At 65.4% G+C, this 23,791-nt stretch carries 22 protein-coding genes; 13 read left to right on the top strand and 9 right to left on the bottom strand.

Translation table 11 applies throughout. From position 1 onward, the window contains the following. Positions 1-25: 25 nt before the first annotated feature. Positions 26-364 carry a P-II family nitrogen regulator gene (locus Q1L50_RS13745; protein ID WP_300339666.1) on the top strand — a complete coding sequence of 113 codons (339 nt, stop codon included), beginning with the start codon at positions 26-28 and terminating at the stop codon, positions 362-364. Positions 365-426: 62 nt separating this feature from the next. On the opposite strand, the gene Q1L50_RS13740 is transcribed toward Q1L50_RS13745, so the two are convergent. Further along, positions 427-891, bottom strand: a complete 465-nt coding sequence (locus Q1L50_RS13740; RefSeq protein WP_300339664.1) for a Smr/MutS family protein — start codon at positions 889-891, stop codon at positions 427-429. Positions 892-1,076: 185 nt separating this feature from the next. Then, a complete protein-coding gene (trxB, locus tag Q1L50_RS13735) occupies positions 1,077-2,045 on the bottom strand; it encodes a thioredoxin-disulfide reductase (protein WP_300339662.1) in 969 nt (322 codons plus the stop codon). 163 nt (positions 2,046-2,208) lie between these two features. On the opposite strand from trxB, the gene Q1L50_RS13730 reads away from it, so the two are divergent. From Q1L50_RS13730 to Q1L50_RS13700, 7 genes are all read left to right on the top strand, one after another. Then, a complete protein-coding gene (locus tag Q1L50_RS13730; protein WP_300339660.1) occupies positions 2,209-2,919 on the top strand; it encodes a Crp/Fnr family transcriptional regulator in 711 nt (236 codons plus the stop codon). Between the two features lie 22 nt (positions 2,920-2,941). Further along, a complete protein-coding gene (locus Q1L50_RS13725; RefSeq protein WP_300339658.1) occupies positions 2,942-5,293 on the top strand; it encodes a DNA translocase FtsK in 2,352 nt (783 codons plus the stop codon). Continuing rightward, positions 5,293-5,916: an outer membrane lipoprotein chaperone LolA gene (lolA, locus tag Q1L50_RS13720; protein ID WP_300339657.1), complete on the top strand. Its 624-nt coding sequence runs from the start codon at positions 5,293-5,295 to the stop codon at positions 5,914-5,916. Before Q1L50_RS13725 ends, lolA begins: the two co-directional genes overlap by 1 nt. Before the next feature lie 509 nt (positions 5,917-6,425). Next, a complete protein-coding gene (locus Q1L50_RS13715; protein WP_300339683.1) occupies positions 6,426-6,986 on the top strand; it encodes a DUF2760 domain-containing protein in 561 nt (186 codons plus the stop codon). 11 nt (positions 6,987-6,997) lie between these two features. After that, positions 6,998-8,845, top strand: coding sequence for an Hsp70 family protein (locus tag Q1L50_RS13710; protein ID WP_300339681.1), 1,848 nt, complete (start codon positions 6,998-7,000; stop codon positions 8,843-8,845). A 5-nt stretch (positions 8,846-8,850) separates the two neighbouring features. Beyond that, complete coding sequence (locus tag Q1L50_RS13705) at positions 8,851-11,718, top strand: Hsp70 family protein (RefSeq protein WP_300339655.1); 2,868 nt, start codon at positions 8,851-8,853, stop codon at positions 11,716-11,718. A 203-nt stretch (positions 11,719-11,921) separates the two neighbouring features. Continuing rightward, complete coding sequence (locus Q1L50_RS13700) at positions 11,922-12,140, top strand: hypothetical protein (protein ID WP_300339654.1); 219 nt, start codon at positions 11,922-11,924, stop codon at positions 12,138-12,140. Positions 12,141-12,242: 102 nt separating this feature from the next. Here Q1L50_RS13700 and Q1L50_RS13695 read toward each other — a convergent pair whose 3' ends face one another. From Q1L50_RS13695 to Q1L50_RS13670, 6 genes are all read right to left on the bottom strand, one after another. Continuing rightward, complete coding sequence (locus Q1L50_RS13695) at positions 12,243-12,656, bottom strand: secondary thiamine-phosphate synthase enzyme YjbQ (protein ID WP_300339652.1); 414 nt, start codon at positions 12,654-12,656, stop codon at positions 12,243-12,245. Between the two features lie 80 nt (positions 12,657-12,736). After that, positions 12,737-13,276, bottom strand: a complete 540-nt coding sequence (locus Q1L50_RS13690; protein ID WP_300339651.1) for a DUF924 family protein — start codon at positions 13,274-13,276, stop codon at positions 12,737-12,739. A 73-nt stretch (positions 13,277-13,349) separates the two neighbouring features. Next, entirely contained in the window at positions 13,350-13,763 is a 414-nt protein-coding gene (arfB, locus tag Q1L50_RS13685; RefSeq protein ID WP_300339649.1) for an alternative ribosome rescue aminoacyl-tRNA hydrolase ArfB, read from the bottom strand. Between the two features lie 7 nt (positions 13,764-13,770). Then, positions 13,771-14,352 carry a DUF1415 domain-containing protein gene (locus Q1L50_RS13680; protein WP_300339679.1) on the bottom strand — a complete coding sequence of 194 codons (582 nt, stop codon included), beginning with the start codon at positions 14,350-14,352 and terminating at the stop codon, positions 13,771-13,773. A gap of 217 nt (positions 14,353-14,569) precedes the next feature. Next, a complete protein-coding gene (locus Q1L50_RS13675) occupies positions 14,570-16,258 on the bottom strand; it encodes a cation acetate symporter (protein WP_300339647.1) in 1,689 nt (562 codons plus the stop codon). Further along, entirely contained in the window at positions 16,255-16,572 is a 318-nt protein-coding gene (locus Q1L50_RS13670) for a DUF485 domain-containing protein (RefSeq protein ID WP_300339645.1), read from the bottom strand. The genes Q1L50_RS13675 and Q1L50_RS13670 overlap by 4 nt, the downstream gene beginning before the upstream one ends. 328 nt (positions 16,573-16,900) lie before the next feature. Here Q1L50_RS13670 and Q1L50_RS13665 point away from each other — a divergent pair, with 328 nt between their 5' ends. The 4 genes from Q1L50_RS13665 to Q1L50_RS13650 all read left to right on the top strand — a co-directional run bounded on the left by Q1L50_RS13665 (position 16,901) and on the right by Q1L50_RS13650 (position 20,802). Then, complete coding sequence (locus tag Q1L50_RS13665) at positions 16,901-17,584, top strand: response regulator transcription factor (protein ID WP_300339643.1); 684 nt, start codon at positions 16,901-16,903, stop codon at positions 17,582-17,584. 37 nt (positions 17,585-17,621) lie between these two features. Further along, positions 17,622-19,109, top strand: a complete 1,488-nt coding sequence (locus Q1L50_RS13660; RefSeq protein WP_300339641.1) for a sensor histidine kinase — start codon at positions 17,622-17,624, stop codon at positions 19,107-19,109. Positions 19,110-19,232: 123 nt separating this feature from the next. Then, positions 19,233-20,366, top strand: a complete 1,134-nt coding sequence (locus tag Q1L50_RS13655; RefSeq protein WP_300339639.1) for an NAD(P)/FAD-dependent oxidoreductase — start codon at positions 19,233-19,235, stop codon at positions 20,364-20,366. Between the two features lie 4 nt (positions 20,367-20,370). Continuing rightward, on the top strand, positions 20,371-20,802 hold the full coding sequence (locus Q1L50_RS13650; RefSeq protein ID WP_300339637.1) for a putative toxin-antitoxin system toxin component, PIN family: 432 nt from the start codon (positions 20,371-20,373) through the stop codon (positions 20,800-20,802). Positions 20,803-20,848: 46 nt separating this feature from the next. Here the strand turns inward: Q1L50_RS13650 and yaaA are convergent, their stop codons facing one another. Then, the gene (gene yaaA / locus Q1L50_RS13645; RefSeq protein ID WP_300339635.1) at positions 20,849-21,616 is read right to left on the bottom strand and encodes a peroxide stress protein YaaA; all 768 of its coding nucleotides are present in this window, start codon (positions 21,614-21,616) and stop codon (positions 20,849-20,851) included. 87 nt (positions 21,617-21,703) lie between these two features. Here yaaA and Q1L50_RS13640 point away from each other — a divergent pair, with 87 nt between their 5' ends. Next, positions 21,704-23,779, top strand: a complete 2,076-nt coding sequence (locus tag Q1L50_RS13640; RefSeq protein WP_300339634.1) for a site-specific recombinase — start codon at positions 21,704-21,706, stop codon at positions 23,777-23,779. The last annotated feature ends 12 nt before the right edge of the window (positions 23,780-23,791 follow it).

Below are 23,791 nucleotides of genomic sequence, written 5' to 3'. Positions count from 1 at the left end.
ACGATCTTCCTGCGGAGTAGAGGCCATGAAAAAAATCGAAGCAATCATCAAACCCTTCAAGCTCGACGAAGTGCGAGAAGCGCTGTCAGAGATGGGTGTGACCGGGCTGACCGTCACCGAGGTCAAGGGTTTCGGCCGCCAGAAGGGGCATACCGAGCTCTATCGCGGCGCTGAGTATGTCGTCGATTTCCTGCCCAAGGTGAAGATCGAGATCGTCGTTTCCGACGCCGTGGTCGAGGGCGCCATCGACTCGATCGTCAAGGCGGCGCGTACCGGCAAGATCGGTGACGGCAAGATTTTCGTCACCCCCGTCGAGCAGGTAATCCGCATCCGCACCGGTGAACTCGACGAATCGGCGATCTGAGCGCAAGCTCGGCGCTGCAGCGCACCAACCGCGAGCAGCTGGCTGACCGGGCGCTCTGGACGCTAGCGCGGCTTGCCGCGGCCTTTCAGCAACACCCACAGGGCGCCGTCGCCGCCGTCGCACGCCGGCGCGTGACAGAAGGCCAGGACGTCCTTGCAGCGACCCAGCCAGACCTTGACCAGCTGGCGCAGGATTGCCTCCCGACCCGGCGAGCCATTGCCGCGACCGTGTACGATGCGCAGGCAGCGCTTGCCGACGGCCAGCGAATCAGCGAGGAAAAGGGCCACTTGCTGATGCGCCTCATGGCGGTTCATGCCGTGCAGGTCGACGTGATCCTGGATGCTCCAGCGGCCGCGCCTCAGGTCGCGCAGCAGCACCCGCGGCAAGCCGCTGCGCAGGAAGGAATCAGCCCCGCCGAGGTCGAGCCAGTCGTCGATCGCCAGCGGTGCGTGCAGCAGTTCGACGATCACCGCGGCGTCGTCGAGTTCCCGTTGCCGCGGTCGGGGACTGGGCTTCGGAGCTTCCAAAGTGACTCGGCCGGGCTGCACAAGCGGCCGCGCACCGTGAACCGCCGCCAGGAAAGCGGCCAGGTCCTCCGAATCGTCCGCGTTGGGTCGATGTCTCTGAGTCATCGCAGGAAACCGTGTTCATGCCGGCCGTAGGCAGCCGCGGACGCCCTCGCTGGCGACTCTGCGAGGCGGTCGAGAAGCTGTCAAGCGGTCACGTCGACGTTGTCGTCGAGATAGCGCTCGGCGTCGAGCGCGGCCATGCAGCCGCTGGCCGCCGAAGTGCAGGCCTGACGGTAGATATGGTCCTGCACGTCGCCGGCCGCGAACACCCCCGGTATCGACGTCGCCGTCGCATTGCCCTGCAGCCCGGACTGCGTCGTCAGGTAGCCGCCTTCCATCGCCAGCTGGCCGATGAACAGGTCGGTGTTGGGTTTGTGACCAATGGCGATGAACACGCCGGTGACCGCGAGATCCTCGCTGCGATTTGTCAACTTGTCCCTGATGCGCATGCCGGTGACCCCCGATTGATCACCCAGCACCTCGTCCAGCGTGCAGTTCCAGCGGATGGTGACCTTGCCCGCCCGCTCCCTGGCGAACAGCTTGTCCTGCAGGATCTTCTCGCTGCGCAGCTTGTCGCGCCGGTGCACGAGCGTCACGTGACTGGCGATATTCGCCAGGTAGAGCGCCTCCTCGACGGCCGTATTGCCGCCACCGATGACCGCCACCGGCTGGTCGCGATAAAAGAAGCCATCGCAGGTCGCGCAGGCCGAAACGCCGCGGCCGGCGAATTCTTCCTCCGACGGCAGGCCCAGATACTGTGCCGAAGCGCCGGTGCTGATGATCAGCGCGTCGCAGGTGTAGGTACCCGAATCGCCGACCAGCGTGAACGGTTTTTCGGTCAGTCTGGCGGTGTGGATGTGATCGAAGACGATCTCGGTATCGAAGCGGCGGGCGTGCTCTTCAAAACGCTGCATCAACTCCGGACCCTGCACACCCTGCGCATCGGCCGGCCAGTTGTCGACGTCGGTCGTGGTCGTCAACTGCCCACCCTGAGCGATGCCAGTGATCAGAACCGGTTTCAGGTTGGCGCGCGCCGCGTAAACCGCTGCCGTGTAGCCGGCAGGGCCCGAGCCCAGGATCAGGAGGCGGCAGTGGCGAGTAGCTTGGGTCATGTTGAGGTGCTCTGATGGTGGGTGATGAAAAAATTATAACCGGCAACGCCAGCCCTCCCAGCGGCAAGTTTGTGCCTGGTTTGCTCTTGAAAGCTGCAAAGTGCCTTATAATCGCCGCCCAAGCCCTTGATAGAAATAACTTCACTTGATGAAGGAATGCCTCATGAACACTCAGGTCGAGCAACCCAGGAGGGGACCAAGCCTGACTTTGCTGCACAGCATTCCGATCTTTGCCGGGGTCCCGGACGCCCAACTCGAACAGATCGCGAAGGTTGCCTTTCATCGCCGGGTCGCGCGCCAGACGACCATCGTGCGTGCCGGCGACAGCACCGATTCGCTCTACGTCCTGATCAGCGGTGGCGCCAAGGTGCTGAACAGCGACGAAGAAGGACGCGAAGTGATTCTGACCCTGCTCGGCCCCGGAGAGTTCTTCGGCGAAATGGGGCTGATCGACGGCAGCCCTCGTTCAGCCGACGTGATGGCCACCGAGACCTGCGAATTGCTGGTGATCACCAAGAACGACTTCAAGCGCTGCCTGGCAGAGAACTTCGATCTCTGCCTGAACATCATGAAGAGTCTGGTCCAGCGTTTGCGCGAAGCGGACCGCAACATCGAGAGTCTGGCGCTGATGGACGTCTATGGCCGCGTCGCCAAGCTGCTGATCGATTTCTCCGAAGACGAACGCGGCGAGCGCGTCATCCGACGGCGCCTCACCAAGCAGGATATCGCCAAGATGATCGGTGCCTCGCGCGAGATGGTCAGCCGGGTGATGAAGGACCTGGAAAATCAGGGATACTTCCGCGTTGAAGAGGGCCGGATTGTCATCCTCGAGAAGCGCGTGCCTTCCCCGACGGCGGCCGCGGCCAAACCATAGCTCACCGATTGCGACCCCGCTGATGGCTTTGCTGAACAAGATTGCCGGCCGCTTTTCGTACCCGTCACGAGCGCCAACAAGTCCGCTGCCCGAAAAGATCGCGGTGCTCCTGGAGGAATCGCGCTGGCTGATTCTGATCGTTGTCGCCAGCTTTCTCGCGCTCGCCCTGTGGGGTTACAGTCGCGACGACCCGGGCTGGTCGCACGCGGTCTACACCACCAGCCTGCATAACCCGACCGGTCGCAGCGGCGCCTGGCTGGCCGACCTGCTGCTGTACATCTTCGGCCTTTCCGCCTGGTGGTGGGTCGTTCTGCTGCTGGCCTTCGTGTGGTGGGGTTACCGTCGCCTCGACAGCCCGCGGCCCGCCGACCGGCGCCCTCGATACATCGCCCTGGCTGGCTTCATGGTACTGATCGTCGCCAGCAGCGGCCTCGAAACCTTGCGCTTCTACACGCTCAAGGCGGCGACGCCAATCGGTCCCGGTGGCATGATCGGCATCGAACTCGCTGCGTTCACGGTGCGCAATCTCGGTTATACCGGCGCGACACTGGCGCTGTTTGCCTTGCTGGCGCTAGGCTGGAGCATTTTCGCGGGGGTTTCCTGGATCTCGGCCGCCGAAGGTGTCGGTGGACTGTTCGAAAGCGCGATCCTGGCTGTCCACGGCGTCTTCGAGCGCTGGCAGGACCGCCGCATCGGCCGCGAGGTGGCCCGTGAGCGCGAGGCCGTGGTGGAGGTCGAGAAGAAGCGCGGCGAAACGCACGAGCCGATCCTGATCGAAAGGCGCGAACCGGTAGTCAGCGCGCCGCCACTGCCGCCAAAAGTCGAGAAGCGCATCGACCGTGAGCGGCAGGTGCCGCTGTTTCCCGAGGCGATCAGCGGCGGCATCCTGCCGCCACTGCATCTACTGGAACCGGCGCCCTTGCAGAGTGAGCGCGTCAGCCCGGAAACCCTGGAGTACAACTCGCGTCTGATCGAGCGCAAACTGGCCGACTTCGGGGTGCAGGTAACCGTCACCGCGGCCTACCCGGGGCCGGTGATCACCCGCTATGAGTTCGAGCCGGCAGTCGGCGTCAAGGGAGCGCAGATCCTCAACCTGGCGAAGGACCTGGCGCGCTCGCTGTCACTGATCTCGGTGCGGGTCGTCGAAACGATCCCCGGCAAGTCGGCGATGGCCCTCGAACTGCCGAATCCGAAAAGGCAGATGGTGCGGCTGCTGGAGATCATCGCCAGCAAGGAATACCACGACCTGAACTCGCCGCTGACGATGACTCTCGGCAAGGATATCGGCGGCCAGCCGCTGGTCGTAGACCTGGCGAAGATGCCACACCTGCTGGTTGCGGGCACCACCGGCTCGGGCAAGTCGGTGGGCATCAACGCGATGATCCTGTCGCTGCTCTACAAGGCCGGGCCCGACCAGGTGCGGCTGATTCTGGTCGACCCGAAGATGCTCGAACTGTCGATTTATGAGGGCATCCCGCACCTGCTGGCGCCGGTGGTGGTCGACATGAAGCAGGCCGCCAACGCCCTCAACTGGTGCGTCGGAGAGATGGACAAGCGCTACAAGCTGATGTCGGCGATCGGCGTGCGCAACCTGACCGGTCTGAATCATCGCATCCGCGATGCCGAGAAGAACGGTGAAAAAATTCCCAACCCGGTTTCGCTGACCCCCGACACCCCGGAGCCGCTGGCGCTCCTGCCGTACATCGTGGTGGTCATCGACGAACTCGCCGACCTGATGATGGTGGCTGGCAAGACCGTCGAGCAACTGATCGCCCGCCTGGCACAGAAGGCGCGCGCCTCTGGAATTCACCTGATCCTGGCCACACAGCGGCCGTCGGTCGACGTCATCACCGGTCTGATCAAGGCCAACATCCCGACCCGCATCTCGTTCCAGGTGTCGTCGAAGATCGATTCGCGAACCATTCTCGATCAAATGGGCGCCGAAGCGCTGCTCGGTCAGGGCGACATGCTCTACCTGTCGCCGGGAACCGGTTATCCGACGCGCGTACACGGCGCCTTCGTCGCCGACGAGGAGGTGCACCGGGTGGTCGACCATCTGAAGAAGGCGGGCAAGCCGGAGTACCTCGAGGGCGTGCTCACCGGTAGCGCTGGCGGCATCGATGACGCCGAAGGCGGCGGCCGTGGCGAGAACGGCGGACTCGATCCCGACGGCGAGGCCGATCCGGTCTACGATCAGGCCGTCGAAGTGGTCCTGAAGAATCGCCGCGCATCGATTTCGCTGGTCCAACGCCACCTGCGCATCGGCTACAACCGGTCGGCACGACTGATCGAAGCGATGGAAAAGGCCGGTCTCGTTTCGGCCATGGACGCCCGTGGCGGTCGTGAAGTCCTGGCCCGCAAGGAAGAAGACTGATGCGGCCGGTGGCGTGCCTGCAGTTCTTCGCCGCAGTTGGTCTGCTGAGTGCCGGGATCGCGCACGCCCAGGCGATCGACAAGTTGCACCAGTTCCTCGACACCACCCGGACCGTCCGCGCCGACTTCACGCAGACCGTCGTCGCCCGGAACGGACGCAAGCCGCAGGTGTCGAGCGGCGTGATGATCATCTCGCGCCCTGGCAAGTTCCGCTGGCAGATCGACAAGCCGTACGCTCAGCTGCTGGTTGGCGACGGCGAAAAGATCTGGATCCACGACCCGGACCTCCGCCAGGTCACCGTCCGCAAGGCAGGCGCCGCGCTGGGCGGCACGCCGGCCGCGCTGCTCGCCGGTGACAGCCGGATCGACAAGGATTTCACCCTGCGCGAAGCGGGCGCGCGCGACGGCCTGGACTGGGTGGAGGCCATCCCCAGGACACCCGACAGTGGCTTCGCGAAGGTTCTCCTCGGCTTTTCGGGCAACGACCTGCGGGCGATGGAACTGCTCGACAGCCTCGGCCAGACCAGCTCGCTGGTTTTCGCCCACCTCGAACGCAATCCGCAAGTGGCCGCCTCGTTGTTCCGCTTCACGCCGCCAGCGCATACCGACGTGCTTGGCGAGTAAGCGACGAACAACGTTTCGTCGACACCATGGCTGGCCCGCGTGGCGCGCCTTGGTCGACGCCGCACCGTGACATCCTCGGCGGCTACGCTTGCTCCTGCGGCCGCTTATCACCAGCGTGCCGCGCTTGACGCCGCTGCTGGCCAGGCCAGCGCTGCTCCTTCGCGGCTTGATCGACAAGGCCAACGCCGCATCGCCGGCCGGCGGGTGCAGCGCCCCTACCCGAATCTTGCGAAATGCTATATATTGCACTGCAACAAGCGAGGCTGGCGGGTCTGCGGTGCGCCGCTGCCGGTCTGATCGCCGCTCCCGGCCGCCGTTGCATATCGCTGCGGCCATGACTACCATGCGCAAGCCAGAACGACTTCCCGTCACTGGTCCGGGAACGCCCCCTCTTCGAACAAGGCCCCGCCCGCCGCAGCAGCCTTCGCTGGCGCTGCCGCGAGCGGGCCTTGAGCACGTCATCCGGCCGCTTCGGCGGCCAACACCAGAATCATTTCAAGGACCATTTCATGGAACCAGACCATCCATCGTTCTTCAGCAGGATCGCCATAGCCTGCGGAAGCTTCTTCCGAATCCTTGGCAACGCCGACTTTGCCGGCCGCGTGCGCGCTGTGCGCTGCGGAACGCAGCCGGGCGCGGCCCCCGAAGTCGAGCCGGCGAGCAAGCCCAGCGCACCGCCGCTCCGGGAAGCGGCGCCCGACGGCGCGCTGCAACTGCTCGGCCTGCTGCAAAGGGAGGCGCGCTTCATCGACTTCATCCAGGAAGACGTCGCGGCCTATCCGGATGCCGACGTCGGCGCTGCCGCCCGTCTGGTGCACGAAGGCTGTCGCAAGGTGCTCAGCGAAAACTTCAGCATCGCGCCGATCCGCGAGGAAACCGAAGGCAGCACGCTTACCCTGGCGGAAGGTTTCGACGCCGCGGCGATTCGCATCACCGGCAACGTCGTCGGTCAGCCGCCCTTCAGGGGCAGCATCACGCACCGCGGCTGGCGGGTCGTCGAGACGCGCCTGCCGAAGCTTGCCGGCAGCCATGATCTGCACATCGTCGCGCCGGCCGAGGTGGAACTATGAGCGAATCCTCAATAAACGAAGCAAGATTCTCGATCGGCATCGACCTCGGAACCACCCATTGCGCGCTGTCCTGGGTCGACATCGGCAGCAGCGACGGCGAGCAGGTGGTGTTGGGCGTGTTGCCGATTCCACAGCTGACCGCGCCGGCTTCGGTCGAAGCGCCTGGCCTGCTGCCGTCGTTCATCTATCTGCCGCACGCCAGCGAACTTGCGCCCGGCGACCTGGGTCTGCCGTGGACCGCCGAGCAGGATTACGCGGTCGGCGAAATGGCGCGCAGCCGCGGCGCGGCAACGCCGATCCGGCTGGTTTCCAGCGCCAAGAGCTGGCTCTGCCACGCCGGTGTCGACCGGCGCGCGGCGATCCTGCCCAACGACGCGCCGCCGGAAGTGGCGCGCGTCTCACCGCTCGAAGCTTCGCGGCGCTATCTGGCGCATCTACGCGCGGCCTGGGACCACGCCCATCCCGAGGCGCCTTTCGTCGAGCAGCAGGTCGTCGTCACCATTCCCGCGTCCTTCGACCCGGCGGCCCGCGAATTGACCGCCGAGGCCGCCAAGAGCGCCGGCTGCGAGCAGATGATCCTGCTCGAGGAACCGCAGGCGGCGCTCTACAGCTGGATCCACAAGAGCGCCGGCGGCTGGCGCAAGCAGGTACACCCGGGCGAGATCATTCTGGTCGTCGACGTCGGCGGCGGCACCAGCGACTTCTCGCTGATCGCTGTCCTCGAACGCGACGGGGTTCTCGAACTGCACCGGGTCGCGGTTGGCGAGCATATCCTGCTCGGTGGCGACAACATGGACCTGGCGCTGGCCTTCACCGTCGCCAGCAAACTCGGTTCGCAGGGGATCAAGGTCGAACCCTGGCAATTGCGGGCGCTGACGCATTCGTGCCGTTCAGCCAAGGAAACGCTGCTCAACGACCAGGCGGTCAACGAAGTGCCGCTACTGATCGCCAGCCGCGGCGCCAGGCTGATCGGCGGCTCGGTACGCAGCGAGCTGACGCGGGCGGAACTCACGACCACCCTGCTCGACGGTTTCTTCCCACCGGCAGCGATCGCCGACCGTCCACAGGGCCGCGGCCGCGGTGCCCTGACGCAGCTCGGCCTGCCCTACGCCCAGGACGCCGCGGTGACGCGCCACCTGGCCGCTTTCCTGGCCCGCCAGGTGGCGGCCACCGCCGACCTCGAAGGCTTCAGTGGCGCCTTGCCGGACGGCGCCAGCTTCCTGCATCCGACGGCGGTGCTGTTCAACGGCGGCGTCTTCAAGTCCGAGCTGCTCGCCGAGCGCATGCTGACGGCGATCAACTCCTGGCTGACCGCCGAGGGTGCACCGGCCGCGCGCCGGCTCGAAGGCGCCGACCTCGATCTGGCGGTGGCCCGGGGCGGCGCGTATTACGGCTATGTGCGCCGCGGCCAGGGCGTTCGCATCCGTGGCGGCACGGCGCGCTCGTATTACGTGGCGGTCGAATCGGTGATGCCCGCCGTACCCGGCATGCAACCGCCGGTGCAGGCGCTGTGCCTGGCGCCTTTCGGCATGGAAGAAGGCAGCGACGCCGCCCTGCCGGCGCAAGAATTCGGGCTGGTGGTCGGCGAGCAGGTGCGCTTTCGCTTCTTCGGCTCGTCGGTTCGCCGTCAGGATCAGGTCGGCACCCTGCTCGACGACTGGCAGCCCGACGAGTTGCAGGAACTCGACGAGATCCAGACGACGCTGCCCAGCGAAGGCCGTGCCGCCGGCGAGGTGGTCCGCGTCCGGCTGCACGCACGCATCACCGAGGCCGGCACGCTCGAACTCGAAGCGCTGCCGCACGACGGTCCCGAGCGCTGGAAGGTCGAGTTTGACGCCCGCGGCGGCGCCGCGGACTGAGCGGCGTGAAGCAACAGCAGTACATCGTCGGCATCGATCTCGGGACCAGCAATACCGTCGTCGCCTACGCGGCACCGTGCAGCCGCAAGGTCGAGCTGTTCGAGATCGAGCAACTGGTCGCTGCCGGCGAGGTTGCCGCGAGGCCGCTGCTGCCGTCGGTCCGTTTCCATCCGGCGGCGGGCGAAATCAGCCCCGGCGACCTGCAACTGCCGTGGCCTGTCGACGCGGCGGAGACTTCCCGGGACGGCGGCGAGCCGGTGGTCACCGGCCGCTTCGCGCTGGACCTCGGCACGCAGGTGCCGGGGCGTCTGGTGACCAGCGCCAAGAGCTGGCTGTCGCACGCGGCGGTCGACCGGATGGCGCCGATCCTGCCGTGGGGCGCCGCTGACGATGTTGCCAAGGTTTCGCCGGTAACCGCCAGCGCCAGCTACCTGGCGCATCTGCGCGCGGCCTGGCTGCACCGCTTCCCCAACGCACCGCTCGAACAGCAGCAGCTGATTTTGACCGTCCCCGCGTCCTTCGACGAGGGTGCGCGGGCCTTGACCCTGGAAGCCGCGCGGCAGGCTGGCCTGGCGAAGCTGCGCCTGCTTGAGGAACCGCAGGCGGCGTTCTACGACTGGCTGTTCCGCCATCAGCAGAACCTGGCCGACGAACTCGCCGAAACGCGGCTGCTGATGGTCTGCGACATCGGCGGCGGCACCACCGACCTGACGCTGATCCAGGTGGCGATCAAGGACGGCGAAACCGAACTGACGCGGATCGGCGTCGGCGACCACCTGATGCTCGGTGGCGACAACATGGACCTGGCGCTCGCCCATCTCGTCGAGTCGCGGCTACCGGCCGGCGACGGCAGGTTGTCGGCGGCGCGCTTCTCGCAATTGACGGCGCGCTGCCGGGCGGCCAAGGAGCAACTGCTGGCGGCCGATGCGCCGGCATCGCTACTGCTGACGCTGCTCGGCAGCGGCTCGCGGCTGATCGGCAGCGCGCGCACCATCGAACTGCAGCGCGATGAGGTCCGGCAACTGCTGGTCGACGGCTTCTTGCCACGCGTCACCGCGGATCAGCCGGTGCAGCAGCGGCGGGCGGCGATCGTCGAGTTCGGCCTGCCCTACCCCGCCGACCCGGCGATTACCCGCCATCTAGCGGCGTTTCTCAAACGGCATGCGCAGGCCGCGCGCCGGGCTCTGGCCGAACAGCGCGGCGAGCAGCAGCAGGAAGGCGACGCAGCAGACGACCGGCAGCGACTGCCGGTTCCCGATACGCTGCTGTTCAACGGCGGCGTGTTTCGCGCCGAAGCGCTTGCCGAACGCCTGCAAAGCACCCTCGGCGACTGGCGCGAAGCGCCCTTGCGGCTGCTACGCAACGACCATCCCGATATCGCCGTGGCGCGCGGTGCGGTCGCCTACGCGCTGGTTCGACAGGGGCACGGCCGACGCATCGGTGGCGGCTCGGCGCGCAGCTACTTCCTGGTTCTCGATGATGGCAGCAGGGAGCGACGCGGCATCTGCATCCTGCCACGGGGAATCGAGGAAGGTCACGAAATCCACCTGCCGGACCGCGCCTTCAGCTTGCGACTTGGCCAGCCGGTGCGCTTTCACCTGGCTTCGTCGGTCGCCGACACCGCCTATCTGCCCGGCGAGATGGCCGCCCTGGACGACGAGGAGTTCGTCCGCCTGCCACCGATCGCCACCGTCGTGCAAGGCCTCGCCGGCAGCAGCCAGCGCGAAGTGCGGGTACGGCTGATCACCGCCATCACCGAAGTCGGCAGCCTGGAGATCCACTGCGTCAGCATCGACGACGCAGCCCGCCGCTGGTTGCTCGAATTCCAGCTGCGCGGCGACGGCAGCACGGCGAGCGCCTCGTCCGAGGTCCTGCCACCGCGCTTCGCCGACGCCGTGAAAGCTATCGAGCACATTTTTGGTGGACGCTCGCAGGCGGTGGATGGCAAGGAGGTCCGGCACCTGCGTGGCCACCTCGAACACCTGCTGGGCAAGCGCGAGGACTGGGAAATGCCGCTGCTGCGCGCGCTCTTCGACGCGCTGCTGCAGCGCGCGCGCCGCCGCCGCCGCTCGCCGGAGCACGAACGGCTGTGGCTCAATCTGGCCGGCTATTGCCTGCGTCCGGGGCTCGGTGACGCGCTCGACGACTGGCGAATCGAGCAACTGTCCGAGCTGCTGGCGCCGGGCATCCAGTACGTCGGCGAGAGTCAGAACTGGTCCGAATGGTGGACCCTGTGGCGTCGCGCGGCCGGCGGTTTGCCGCAGGCGACCCAGGAAACGCTGCTCGCGGAACTGCTGCCGCCGCTGCAGAGCGAGCCGGCGAAAGCGACGGTGAAGACCCGCAACCGTCAGCCGGCACCGATCGCTGGCAGTCACGACGACATGCTGCGCCTGGCTGCCTCGCTCGAAAGGCTGCCGGTCGAACGCAAGATCGAGGTCGGCGACTGGCTGCTCGACAGGTTGCGCAGAAGCGCCGAGAAACCGCTCGGCTGGTGGGCGCTCGGGCGAATCGGCGCGCGTCAAGCGCTGTACGGCAGCGCTCACCAGGTGGTGCCGGCCGATGTCGCTGGCCGCTGGCTGGAAGCGCTGCTGGCGGTCGACTGGAAGAAGGTCGAGCCGGCCGCTTTCGCGGCGACGCAAATCACCCGCCTGACCGGCGACCGTTCGCGCGACCTCCCCGATACGCTCCGCGAAGCGGTACTCGACCGCCTGGCAGCGATCAATGCCTCGCCCGGCTGGAGCGAACAGATCCGGACCGCCGTCGCGCTGGACAAGGCCGACGAACGCCGCGCCTTCGGCGAGGCCTTGCCGGCCGGCCTGCGGCTGGTGACCGAAGCCGGAAGCGCGCTGGCAGCCCGCGGCGGTGCTTCATAAGCCGCAAATGATGTTCATAAATCCGCTGCATTGGCCTTCCGCTGACCTTTTCCGCATAATGCCCATGAATCAGTCGCCGGAGCCACTTGCCGATGGCTTGTGCCCACCTCAGCGCTTGTTGCAGGCGGGCGGCAAGTGTCTTCCGGAGCTGGCTGGCTGCGTTGCCATGCGGCACGCAGCCGGCGATCTAAGAGGAGTAAGCAATGCGCACGCAAAGAGGACCAGACCGCCGCCAGCGGCAGCTCGACCGACCGACCGATCAGGCTGAACGTCGCTGCGGCAGCGATCGTCGTCGACTTCAGTTTACCGACCAATCAATTGCTGAGATGGAAGCGCGCCTGGCCGCGCTTGGCAGCAACCGAAAGAGCAAACCGGACGAGGAAGGCTCCGGCTGGGACAAGCTGATCATCCCCCTCAAGTAAGCGCCCGCCAGCCGCCCAGCGATTGCCGCGAATCGCCATCTGCGCCTTGATTCGCTGCCGGACTTCGCCGGCCAACGGCCGGGTCACCGACGGGCCCGCCAGTCAAGCAATGACGGTGACCACCACCCGGCGCCGATGGGCGATCGTCCGATGCTCCCAAAGGTAGATTCCTTGCCAGGTGCCCAGTCGCAAGGCGCCGCTGCCGACCGGCACGTTCAGCGAAGCGCCGACCAGGATGTTACGCCCGTGCGCGGCCATGTCGTCGTCACCCTCGCTGTCGTGCTGATAGGCCGCGTCGCCATCGGGCGCCCAGCGGGCCGCCAGGGTTTCCAGATCGCGCCGCACCGAGGGGTCGGCGTTCTCGGTCAGGACCACCGAACAGCTGGTGTGCTGGACAAAGACGTTGGCCAGGCCGACCTCTATGCCCGACGCGCGGACCACCCGCGCGACTTCGGCAGTGATCTCGACGGTCCCGCGACCGCGACTGTGAAGCTCGAAACTCTGCTGAAAAGCCATGCGTGCCTCCAAGTTTTTCAAGCCCCGCCTGACCGTCAAAGTCGCGTTCGCGCCTCGCGGCAGACGGCGTCGCCGCCTGTCTAGAACGCCGATCCAGGCGTCTTCAGGAACTCAAGCTCGGCCGGCGTCGAAGCTCGACCGAGAATCGCGTTGCGGTGCGGATAACGCCCAAAGCGCTCGATGATCGCTTGATGCCGCCGTTCGAATTCGAGGTTCCCGGTCATCCCCGGCGCGGCGAACAGCTTGCTGGCCACAGAGTGAATCAGCGGCGACTCGCTGTGCATGTAGGGCATGTACAGGAAAGCGCGGCGCGTCGGGTCGAACGCACGGTCGGCACCGGCGGCTACCGCTTCCTGGGCGAGCAGCAAAGCCATCGAGTCGGCGGCGAAGGCCTGTGGACGATCGCGAAAGATGTTGCGCGAAAACTGATCGAGGACGATCACCTCGGCCAGCCTCCCGTCGGCATTGCTGCGCCAGTGGTACAACTCGCAACGCAGCGCGGCCGCGTGCAGGGCGCCAAAACGCGCCTCGATCAGACGGTCGAAAGGGTCCGACTTCGACCACCATTGCGCCGGCGTCGCCTCGTCGAACCAGAAGCCGAGAACCGCGGCGGCGGTCATCGCCACGACCCGGCAGTCGAACGGGAAAGAATCAACATCGTCAGTCGCTCCACTATCAGGATCAACCCTCGCATTACTCGTCAACCCTCCCGCGCAGCAGCTTCACCGTCCCGCGCCGCACCTTGTCGTCGACCCGCCGCAGTTGCGAACCGCGCGTCGGCCGGGTCGCTCGCCGCGGCGTCGGGGTGAACGCTGCCCGGGCGATCAGTTCGCGCAGGCGGGTCAGGGCATCGAGACGATTGCGTTCAAGGCTGCGGTGCGCCTGCGCCTTGATGATCACCACACCATCGGCGCTGATCCGCTGATCGCGCGTTTGCAGCAAGCGCTGCTTGATCTCTTCGGGCAGCGACGAGGCACCGATGGCGAAGCGCAGGTGGATGGCGTTCGAGACCTTGTTGACGTTCTGGCCGCCAGCGCCCTGCGCGCGGATGGCGATCAACTCGACCTCTTCCTCGCGCAACTCGATGCGGGTGGCCAGCGCCGGCATCTGCAAGCTACTTGCTTCGCGCCGTTGGCAGCGGCGCGCCGACGCCGAGCGCCTGCCAGCCATCGCGGCCCAGCTCGCGGAGCGTTCGCAGGTTGCGCTCGTAGATCGCCGCGGCGTCCGGGAACGCCGCCACCGCCCGGTCCAGGCTGTCCTCGCGCAGCAGGTGCAGGGTCGGGAAAGGCGAGCGATTGGTACAATTGGTGATGTCGTCCGGATCGGTGCCGGCAAAGGCGTAATCCGGGTGGAAGCTGGCGACCTGCAGAATGCCCTCGAGTCCTTGCGTTCTGAGCACCACATTGACCACGTCGAGAAACGCGGCGAAGTCCTCGAAAGCGGTGAGCACTGCGGGATGGATGAGCAGCGTGGTGTCAACCTCGGCCGGCGGCGCCGCCAGCAGCATGTGCAGTTCGCGCTCGAGGTCGGCGAGCAGGGTCTCCTCGTCCGGAGCGTCGCTCACCACATAACGGAGCTGTTCCTTGACATGAACGCCTTTGGCGAAGGGACAGAGGTTGAGGCCGATCACCGCGCGTTCCAGCCACCGGCGCGTCGCTGCGATCACTGCCTGGTGGCTGGGTGTTGGTGAGTTCATGGTCGGCAAGGCGGTCGTTGGCAGTCGTGCTGCGGGCATCCGAAGTGTAGCGATTACCGGCGAAGCAGGCAAAGCCTGGTCTTGGGACCCAGGTACCGCCGCGCAACGTACGCCTTGGACTCTGGCGCAAGGCGCGATGACTGCCGTCTGGCGAACAAGAAAAACGGCCCGCGAGACCGCGGGCCGTTTTGCCGTTGAACTGGCGGATACAGCCTGGCTAGTGGCCGGAAGCACCTGCTGCGCCGAGACCGGTTTCCGAACGCACCCGCTGAGCCGGGTAGAGCGAGCGCTCGAGTTGCGCCTGCGCGCTGTTGTCCATCTTGGAAACCAGGTAGATGGTCAGGAACGCCGCCGACATCGAGAACAGGCCCGGCGACGAATACGGGAACAGCGCGGAACCCTTCGGATTGCCGATCACCGCTTCCCACACCGAAGCCGAGACGATGGTCAGGATCACCGAGCTGAGCAAGCCAACTACCCCGCCGGCAACGGCACCCTTGGTCGTGCAATCCTTCCACAGCACCGACATGAAAAGGACCGGGAAGTTGGCCGAGCAGGCGATGGCGAAAGCCAGCATCACCATGTAGGCAACGTTCTGCTTCTCAAAGGCGATACCAAGAAGAACGGCGACGATGCCCAGGCAAATGGTGGTGATCTTGGACACTCGCAATTCGTGTGCCGAGTCAGTTTGCCCTTTCTTGAACACCGTTGCGTAGAGGTCGTGCGACACCGCGGAAGCACCGGATAGCGTCAGACCTGACACCACCGCCAGGATGGTGGCAAAGGCCACTGCCGAGATAAAGCCGAGAAAGACGTTGCCGCCGACGGCGTTGGCGAGGTGGATGGCGGCCATGTTGCCGCCACCCTTCAGACCCTTGGCCAGATCACCATCGACGTAGTACAGCTCGGGCGCCTGCGTGAGCATGACCACCGCGCCAAAACCGATGATGAAGGTCAGGATGTAGAAATAGCCGATCCAGGTCGTTGCCCAGCCGACCGACTTGCGGGCTTCCTTGGCGCTAGGCACGGTAAAGAAACGCATCAGGATGTGCGGCAGGCCCGCCGTGCCGAACATCAAGGTCATGCCGACCGAAATTGCCGAGATCGGATCCTTGATCAGCGCGCCCGGTCCCATGATCGCGTCGTGCTTGCTGTGGATTTCGACGGCCTTGGCAAACAGCGCCTCGGGGTTGAAGTTGAACTGCCAGAGCACGGCCAGGGCCATGAAGCTGGCACCGAAGAGCAGCATGATCGCCTTGATGATCTGAACCCAGGTGGTGGCCGTCATGCCGCCGAACAGCACGTAGCACATCATCAGCACGCCGACGATCATCACCGCGTAGGTATACTCGAGGCCGAACAGCACCTTGATCAACTGACCGGCGCCGACCATCTGCGCGATCATGTAGAACGCCACGACGACCAGTGTCCCGCACGCCGCAAAGACGCGCGTCGGGGTTTGCGCAAAACGGTAGGAAGCGACGTCGGCAAAGGTGAACTTGCCGAGATTTCGCAAGCGCTCCGCCATCAGGAAGGTGATCACCGGCCAACCGACCAGCCAGCCGATCGAAAAGATCAGGCCGTCAAAGCCGTTGGCGAACACCAGACCGGAAATACCGAGGAAGGACGCGGCGGACATGTAGTCGCCGGCAATCGCCAGACCGTTCTGGAAACCGGTAATCCCGCCACCGGCGGTATAGAAATCCGCGGCGGTCTTGGTTCTGCTGGCCGCCCACTTGGTAATGAACAGGGTCAGGATGACGAAAGCGCCAAACATGGCGATGGCGGTCCAGTTGGTTGCCTGCTTGACGGTCGTGCCGAGGTCGCCACCGGCAGCCACGGCCACTCCGGCGATCAGGCAGCCGAGCAGGATCGCTGGACTGTTACGTATGGTTTTCGCCATCATGGTCTGTTGGCCTCGTTGATGATTTCGCCGTTCAGCGTGTCAAACTCGCTATTGGCTCGACGAACGTAGATGTTGGTGATTAGGATCGTCAGGACGATCACGCCAACGCCCATCGGGATACCGATCGAGGTCACCATGCCGGCGCCCATCTTCTGCGCCAGAAACTCCTTGTCGAAGGCGATCAGCAGGATGTAGCCGTAATAGATCACCATCACCAGGATGGTCATGATGATGCTGTATCGGGAGCGCGTGCGCACCAGTCTTTCGTACTTGGGGTTGGCGACTATGCGCGCAACCAGATCGTCTTCTTTCATTTTGCCTCCTCGCAAAGGGACGGTTTGTCGAGCCACTCAGGATGGCTGCGGAGGCCACGGTAGGGCGACGAACTTACGCCGCGCTTACAACATGAAAACTTTGTCTTTTAATAACATATGCTTACATGAGTCTTGCTAGATGCTGAATGAGGTCTTACCGGCAGCATGTTTTTAGCGCGGTTACGACAAGCGGCCCCGCGCATAACGCTGCGGGCTCGAATCGCGACCTGATCTTGAAGGTGGCCGCCGGGTACAATCCATGCCGCAGCACCTTCGACGACATCGTCCGCTGCATTCACTGACACCAACTTGACGATTGAGGTGCTTGATGCTGATCCTGTTGATAGAAGACGACAAGGAACTCTCCGATGGCATTGCCTCGTTCCTGGCCGGGCAAGGCGACAGCGTGGTCGTCGAGTCTGATGGCATGGCCGCGGATCGCTTGCTGCAGGAGAGAAAATTCGATTTCGTTCTAGTCGATGTCGGCCTCCCGGGACTCGGCGGCTATGAGATCGTTCGCCGAATCCGCGAACGCCGCCAGTCGCTGCCAGTGATCATGATTACCGCACGCGATGCGCTCGATGATCGAATCTACGGTCTGGACCTCGGCGCGGACGACTATCTGTCAAAGCCCTTCGAACTGGCCGAACTGACCGCGCGCATGCGGGCGACCACCCGTCGTGGCGCCAACGCCATTGCCCGCCGCATCGAGTTCGGCCCGCTGTCGATGGACATGGCGGGTCGCCACGCCTCGCTGGCCGAGCAGCCCTTGATCCTTTCCAGCCGGGAATGGGATCTGCTCAGCGTACTCGCCGAGGCCGACGGACACACGGTACCCAAGGAACGGCTGCAAGGCGACGGCAGCGTCAATGCCCTGGAAGTGTACGTCTATCGCCTGCGCCGGCGGCTGGAAGCGGCGGGTCTGAATATCCGCACCGTGCGCGGCTTCGGCTACCGCCTGGAAATCACCCATCCCGCCACCGGCAGGACGCAGCACCATGCGAACGAGTAGCGCCACAAACTCCGCGGCTGGACCCCGGGCCGCGGAGTTGACGGGGGCTAGCGGCAGCACGGCAAACGAGGCCGGCACCAGCCTCCGGCGCAGCCTGCTGCGAGCGCTGGCCGCCCCGATCCTGGCCGCGCTGTTCACCGGCGGGGTGGTCGGCTATGGGGTGGCGGAAAGAGTGGTCAGCACCGCCTACGATCAAAGCCTGCTGAACCTTGCCAATGGCATCGTCAACCGGGCGCGGGTCGAAAATGGCCAGGTCACGATCGGTCTGACTGCCGAGGCAGAAGCACTGCTACGCACGGACACGGTAGACCACATCTACTTCCGCGTTCGCGACGACTCTGGCCGAATCATCGCCGGCGACGCCGATCTGCCACCGCCAGAAGTTCCGGCCAGTGATGTTTCGGCCGGCTTGTCGAGCCTTCCGCCGCAACCGCCGCCGACGGACGACCGTCGCCCGAATGCTGCTGAACCGGTCTTTTCATTCTTTGACGGGCACTTCCGTGGCGAAGCCATACGCGGCGTGCGCTTCCACCCGCTGGTCGACGGCCATGGCGTATACGTCACCGTCGCTGAAACGCTCGGCAAGCGCCGCGGCGCGATTCGCGACCTGCTGTTTGGTTTTGGCCTTGCGGTACTGCTGGTGCTGGCTGCCGTGGCAGCGGTCGTACGCTACGGGATTACCTTCAGCCTGGGATCGCTGTATCAGCTCGAAGCGCAGCTCGCCGGACGTTCCGGGCAGGACCTGGCTCCGGTAGACTTGCGCCAGGTGCCGCTCGAAATTCGCGAGGTGGTACGCGCTCTGAATGCCCTTCTGGCGCGTTTGCGAGAAGCCAACGCCGCGCAAAGGGAGTTTCTGCAGGATGCCGCGCATCAGTTGCGCACGCCGCTCGCGGGTCTCCAGGTGCAGATCGAATTGCTGCATGGCGAGCAGACCGACAAGACGGCGGCCAACAATCTGCGCAAGTCCGTCAAACGCGTCACTCGACTGGCCAACCAGTTACTGGCGTTGGCTCGCGCCGAGGCTGGTCAACCTCTGGCGGCCAATCCATCGTCGGTCGATCTGGCGAAGCTGATCGATGAAATGCTGGAAGACTGGTTGCGCATCGCCGATGAAAAAAGAATCGACTTTGGCATGCAACGCGAAGCGGCGACAATCCCCGGCGATCCGACGCTGCTCAGGGAACTGGTCGCCAACCTGGTCGACAACGCACTCAAGTACACTCCGGCCGGAGGCCAGGTCACCCTGCGCTGCGAACTCGTCGGCGAGGTCGTTGAGATTGACGTCAGCGATAACGGTCCCGGCATTCCGGAGCACGAGCGCGAACGGGTATTCGAGAGATTTCACCGCTTGCCCGATGCAACGGCTCCCGGCAGCGGTCTCGGTTTGCCGATCGCTCGACAGATCGTTGCCGGTCACCGCGGCTCAATAACCATTGCCAGCGCCGCCGACGGCACCGGCACCTGCGTGCAGGTCCGCTTGCCGGCAACGGCGTCGCCGGCATCGCTTCACGAGGCAGCGGCCTGACCGAGGAAAGGACAGCGGCGGTGCCGTTCAGCAGCCGCGCTGCCCGATCCCGGCCGCCGCGATGAACGGAGCGACTGCTCGTGCCATGATCAGAATTCGCCATCGGTAGCCGGAGAGCAGACCATGGAGAGTATCGCAGCGGTAGTGATTGGAGCCGGCGTGGTCGGCCTGGCTTGCGCACGCGCGCTGGCGCGGCGAGGGATCGAGACGGTGATTCTCGAGCGCAACGCCGCCTTCGGATGCGAGACCAGCGCGCGTAACAGCGAGGTCGTCCACGCCGGCCTGTACTACCCGCGCGGCTCGCTCAAGGCGCGTTTGTGTGTCGCTGGCCGGCACCGGCTCTACGCCTTCTGCAGCGCCCACGGCATCGCTCACCGACGCTGCGGCAAGCTGATCGTCGCCACCTCCGCGTCCCAGGCGGAGCAGCTGGCCGCCCTGTACCGGCAGGGCGAGGGAAACGGCGTCGACGACCTGCAGCTCCTGACCGCCGCCGACGCCCGAACGCTCGAACCCGAACTGACTTGCACCGCCGCCCTGCTCTCGCCGTCTACCGGAATTATCGACAGTCACGCTCTGATGCGCGCGCTGCTCGGTGACGCCGAGCTCGACGGCGCCGCGCTGGCGCTGCGCAGTCCACTGCACGGCGGGTCGATCGCAACGGGCGGGATGGTGCTGGAAAGCGGCGGTGCCGAGAGCCTGCGCTTCAAGGCGGCGATGGTGATCAACGCCGCCGGCTTGTGGGCACCGCAGGTTGCCGCGGCGCTGCGCGGTTTTCCGAGCGCCCTGATCCCGGCAAGCTTCCACGCCAAAGGCAGCTACTACGCGCTCGCTGGCCGCGCACCCTTCGCGCGGCTGGTGTATCCGTTGCCGGAGGCTGGCGGTCTGGGGGTTCATCTGACGCTCGATCTTGCCGGCCAGGCGCGCTTCGGCCCGGATGTCGAATGGCTGGCAACGCGGTGTCCGAATCCGCCAGCCGGCGACTTCGATTACCGCGTCGACCCGGCGCGCGCCGATGCTTTCTACGCCAAGATCCGCCGCTACTGGCCAGCCTTGCCGGACGATGCACTGACCCCAGCATACGCCGGCATCCGACCGAAGATCGCCGGCCCAGGGCAGCCGGCAGGCGATTTCGTGATCCAGGGGCCGGCGCAACACGGCGTTCCCGGTCTGGTCAACCTTTTTGGCATCGAGTCGCCGGGGCTGACCGCGTGCCTGGCGATCGCCGACCAGGTGGCCGCCGCGCTGCATCGCCGCTGAGCGCATGCGCGCGGTTCTCGACACCAATGTGGTTCTCGACCTGCTGCACTTTGCTGACCCGCAGACGCTGGCCCTGCGCCGAGCGATCGTCGACGGCGCGCTGCAGTGTTTCAGCGATCGGTCTTGCCTCGACGAGCTGCGGCGGGTCTCCGCCTACACGCGACTGGCTCTTGACGGCGCAGCCCGGGCGACGCTGATCGACGCCTACCGTCGCCTGGTCACGATCTGCGACGCCGACACCGACGAAGATTACCCGCTCCCTCGTTGTCGCGACGCCGACGACCAGAAATTCCTGATCCTCGCTGTCCGTTGCCGCGCCGACATGCTGCTTACTCGTGACCGGCAGTTGCTCCGACTCGCCAGCCGTCGGCGTCCACCGCCGCCTTGTGCGATTCTCACCGCCGCCGCGGCGTGCGCCCGGCTCGCCAGCCGCTGAGCGGCGCCGCCAGCGGCCGCGTCGGGTGGCGACTGCTGGCCGCTTCCTAGCGGCGCCGAAAGACCCAGACCTTGTCACTTGACGCGTCCGCCGCATAGGCGTAGCCGGCGGTCGTGAAGTCCTTCAGGCCGGCCGGTTCGACCAGCCGATTGATGATCGCGAAGCGCGCCATCAGGCCCCGGGCGCGCTTCGCGAAGAAGCTCACAACGCGGAACTTGCCATTGCCCCAATCCTGGAAAACCGGCTGAATGACCGGCACCGACAGGTTCTTCGGCGTGACCGCCTTGAAGTACTCCTCCGAAGCCAGATTGAGCAAGGCCGGCGCGGCCGCTTCGCGCAGCGCCGCGTCAAGGGCTTCGGTGATCCGGTCGCCCCAGAAGGCATAGAGGTCCTTGCCGCGCGGGCTTGTCAGACGGCTGCCCATCTCCAGCCGATACGGCTGCATCAGATCGAGCGGACGCAACACGCCGTAGAGCCCCGAGAGGATACGCAGACGCTGCTGCGCGAACTGCCGGTCCGCCGCCGACAGCGTCGCGGCGTCGACGCCAGCGTAGACGTCGCCGTCAAAAGCCAATATCGCCTGCCGGGCGTTATCCAACGTGAACGGCTGCGCCCACTCGGCGTAGCGGGTAACGTTGAGCACCGCGAGCCGGTCACTGATCTTCATCAGACTAGCCAGTTCGGATGGCGACAACTCGCGCAGACGCTCGATCAGAGCCTGTGACTGGTCGAGGAAAAGAGGTTGCGAATGCTCGTGAAGCGTCTGCGGCGTCTGGTAATCGAGCGCTTTGGCGGGTGAAAGAACGATGATCATCGGCGTGCTCCAGCCAGGGGGATTCCCGGCACGAATGTTTGCTAGTATGCCGCGATTGTAAACGACGGCGCGACAGAGGCACGACCCTTGCCTCCGATTCGCCGCAGCCTGCGCGCGCCGCAAGCGCAGCTCGACCCATCCATCCGGAAAGAACTCGGCAAAGGCACCATCACCATGGAACAACTGCTCTGCCAACTTGCCGATCCGAACGCCAACACGACGCGCTTGCTCACGCAACTGATCGACGAAATTCGCCCCGCCGACGCGCACGACATCGATACTGCCCGGCTGCATATGGCGAGGCTCAGCGAGATCCTGCGCGACCGCCCCGAGCTGCGGGCGGCCTTGCGCGACGCGATCACGAAACTGGCGCAGACACACCGTCACATCGAGTTGTACACGGTGACCGGAATCCTGCCGAATACCGGTTTCGTCGCCGAACTGGTGCGCCGCATCGGCCACAAACTGCTGCCCGAAGTGCTCGACCGCGGATTGTTGCGCACGGTCCTGCGCAGGATGTACCACCAGGCCAGTGACCGGCACTGGGTGGGCGGCGTCGGCGAGGACGCCTGGCTGGAACTGATTACGGCCATGCGTTTCGACGAAGTTGCGGCCAGCGAGACGATGCCGCCGGCGGCGGCAGAGATCCTGCGCTCGCTGCGCGTGCTCTCGTACTGGATAGCCGCCGGCGGTGTCGAGCCCGAACTGCTGCGCCTGGAACCTTCGCTCGAAACCTACGAGTCGCCTTTCCTCGCCCAGAACGTCGAGATGACCGCCTACCTCAAGGCCACCCCGGAGCACTGGGGCAAAGCACCTGGCGACGCCGATGAGCGGCACCTGCGAGTCCTGTTTGGCCAGTGCCAGGACGTGATCGAGCGGGTTCGCAACACGGCGGCCCGAGACGGCACCAGCATCCGCCTGACCTATCACCTGCAGCGTCTGCGGCAACTGCTGCGCCGCAGCGAGCAGCTCCTGGACATCCTGGAGGGAGTGCAGAACGACCGCAGCGGCGTCGCCGCGTACCCGCCGATCGTCAAGCTGTCGATGCAGCTGACTTGCGATGAATGCCTGCGTGACAACCTGCGCAAGCACATGCGCCAGAACACCGAGCTGATCGCCCTGCGGGTGACCGATAACGCCAGCCACCGTGGCGACCACTACATCACCAACACCCCCCGCGAATACTGGTCGATGGCGCGCTCGGCGATGATTGGCGGCGGTGTCATTGCCTTCATGGCCTGCCTGAAGCTGCTGCTGGTCGGAACCCAGATGCCGCCGCTGACCGGTGCAATCCTCTTCTGTCTCAACTATGGACTCGGCTTCTGCCTGATCCACATCCTGCATGGCACGGTATCCACCAAACAGCCGGCAATGACCGCCAACACCATTGCCGCCAGCATCGAGGAAGCCGGCGGCAAGTTACGCAATATCGAGGCCATGACCGACCTGATCGCACGCACCTGCCGCAGCCAGATCGTCGCCATTCTCGGCAATATCGGCATCGCCATCCCGCTCGCGGCCCTGATCGCCTGGACCGTTTTCAAAATTGGCGGCACGCCTTTCGCCAGTCCCGAGGAAGCGCTCTACCTGCTCGAAGCACAAAGTCCGGTGCACGGCGGCGCCGTCTTCTACGCAGCGATTGCCGGCGTCTGCCTGTTCATCTCCGGGTTGATCAGCGGCTACTATGACAACTACGCGGCCTACAACCGGATTCCCGAGCGCATCCTGCAACTCGACTGGCCCAGGCGCCTGTTCGGCGAATCGCGCCGCCGCCATTTTGCAACCTACGTCGGCGACAACCTCGGCGCGCTGGCCGGCAACTTCCTGTTCGGTGTTCTGCTCGGGGGAACGACCTTGTTCGGCCTCCTGCTGGGGCTGCCGATCGACATCCGTCACGTCGCCTTTTCGTCGGCTTTCGTCGGCGTCGCCCTGGTCGGTCTGGATTTCTCGGCGCACCTGTCGGCCGTCGTCTGGGCAGCGCTGGGTGTCGGCATGATCGGTTTCATCAACCTGAGTGTCAGTTTTGCGCTGGCCATGGACGTCGCGCTGCGCTCCCGGCAGGTCTCCGACGCGCAGTGGAGGACGCTGGGCCGATCGGTCCTTGCACATCTGCTGCGCCGGCCCATGGATTTCTTCCTGCCGCCCCGGACAGGTGGCGCGTGAGGTGCAAGACGT

The organism is Accumulibacter sp. (assembly GCF_029255145.1).
In the GTDB taxonomy this organism is placed as follows: Bacteria; Pseudomonadota; Gammaproteobacteria; order Burkholderiales; family Rhodocyclaceae; genus Accumulibacter.
Note: the sequence above shows the minus strand (reverse complement) of the source record. Positions and strands in the feature narration are given on the sequence as shown.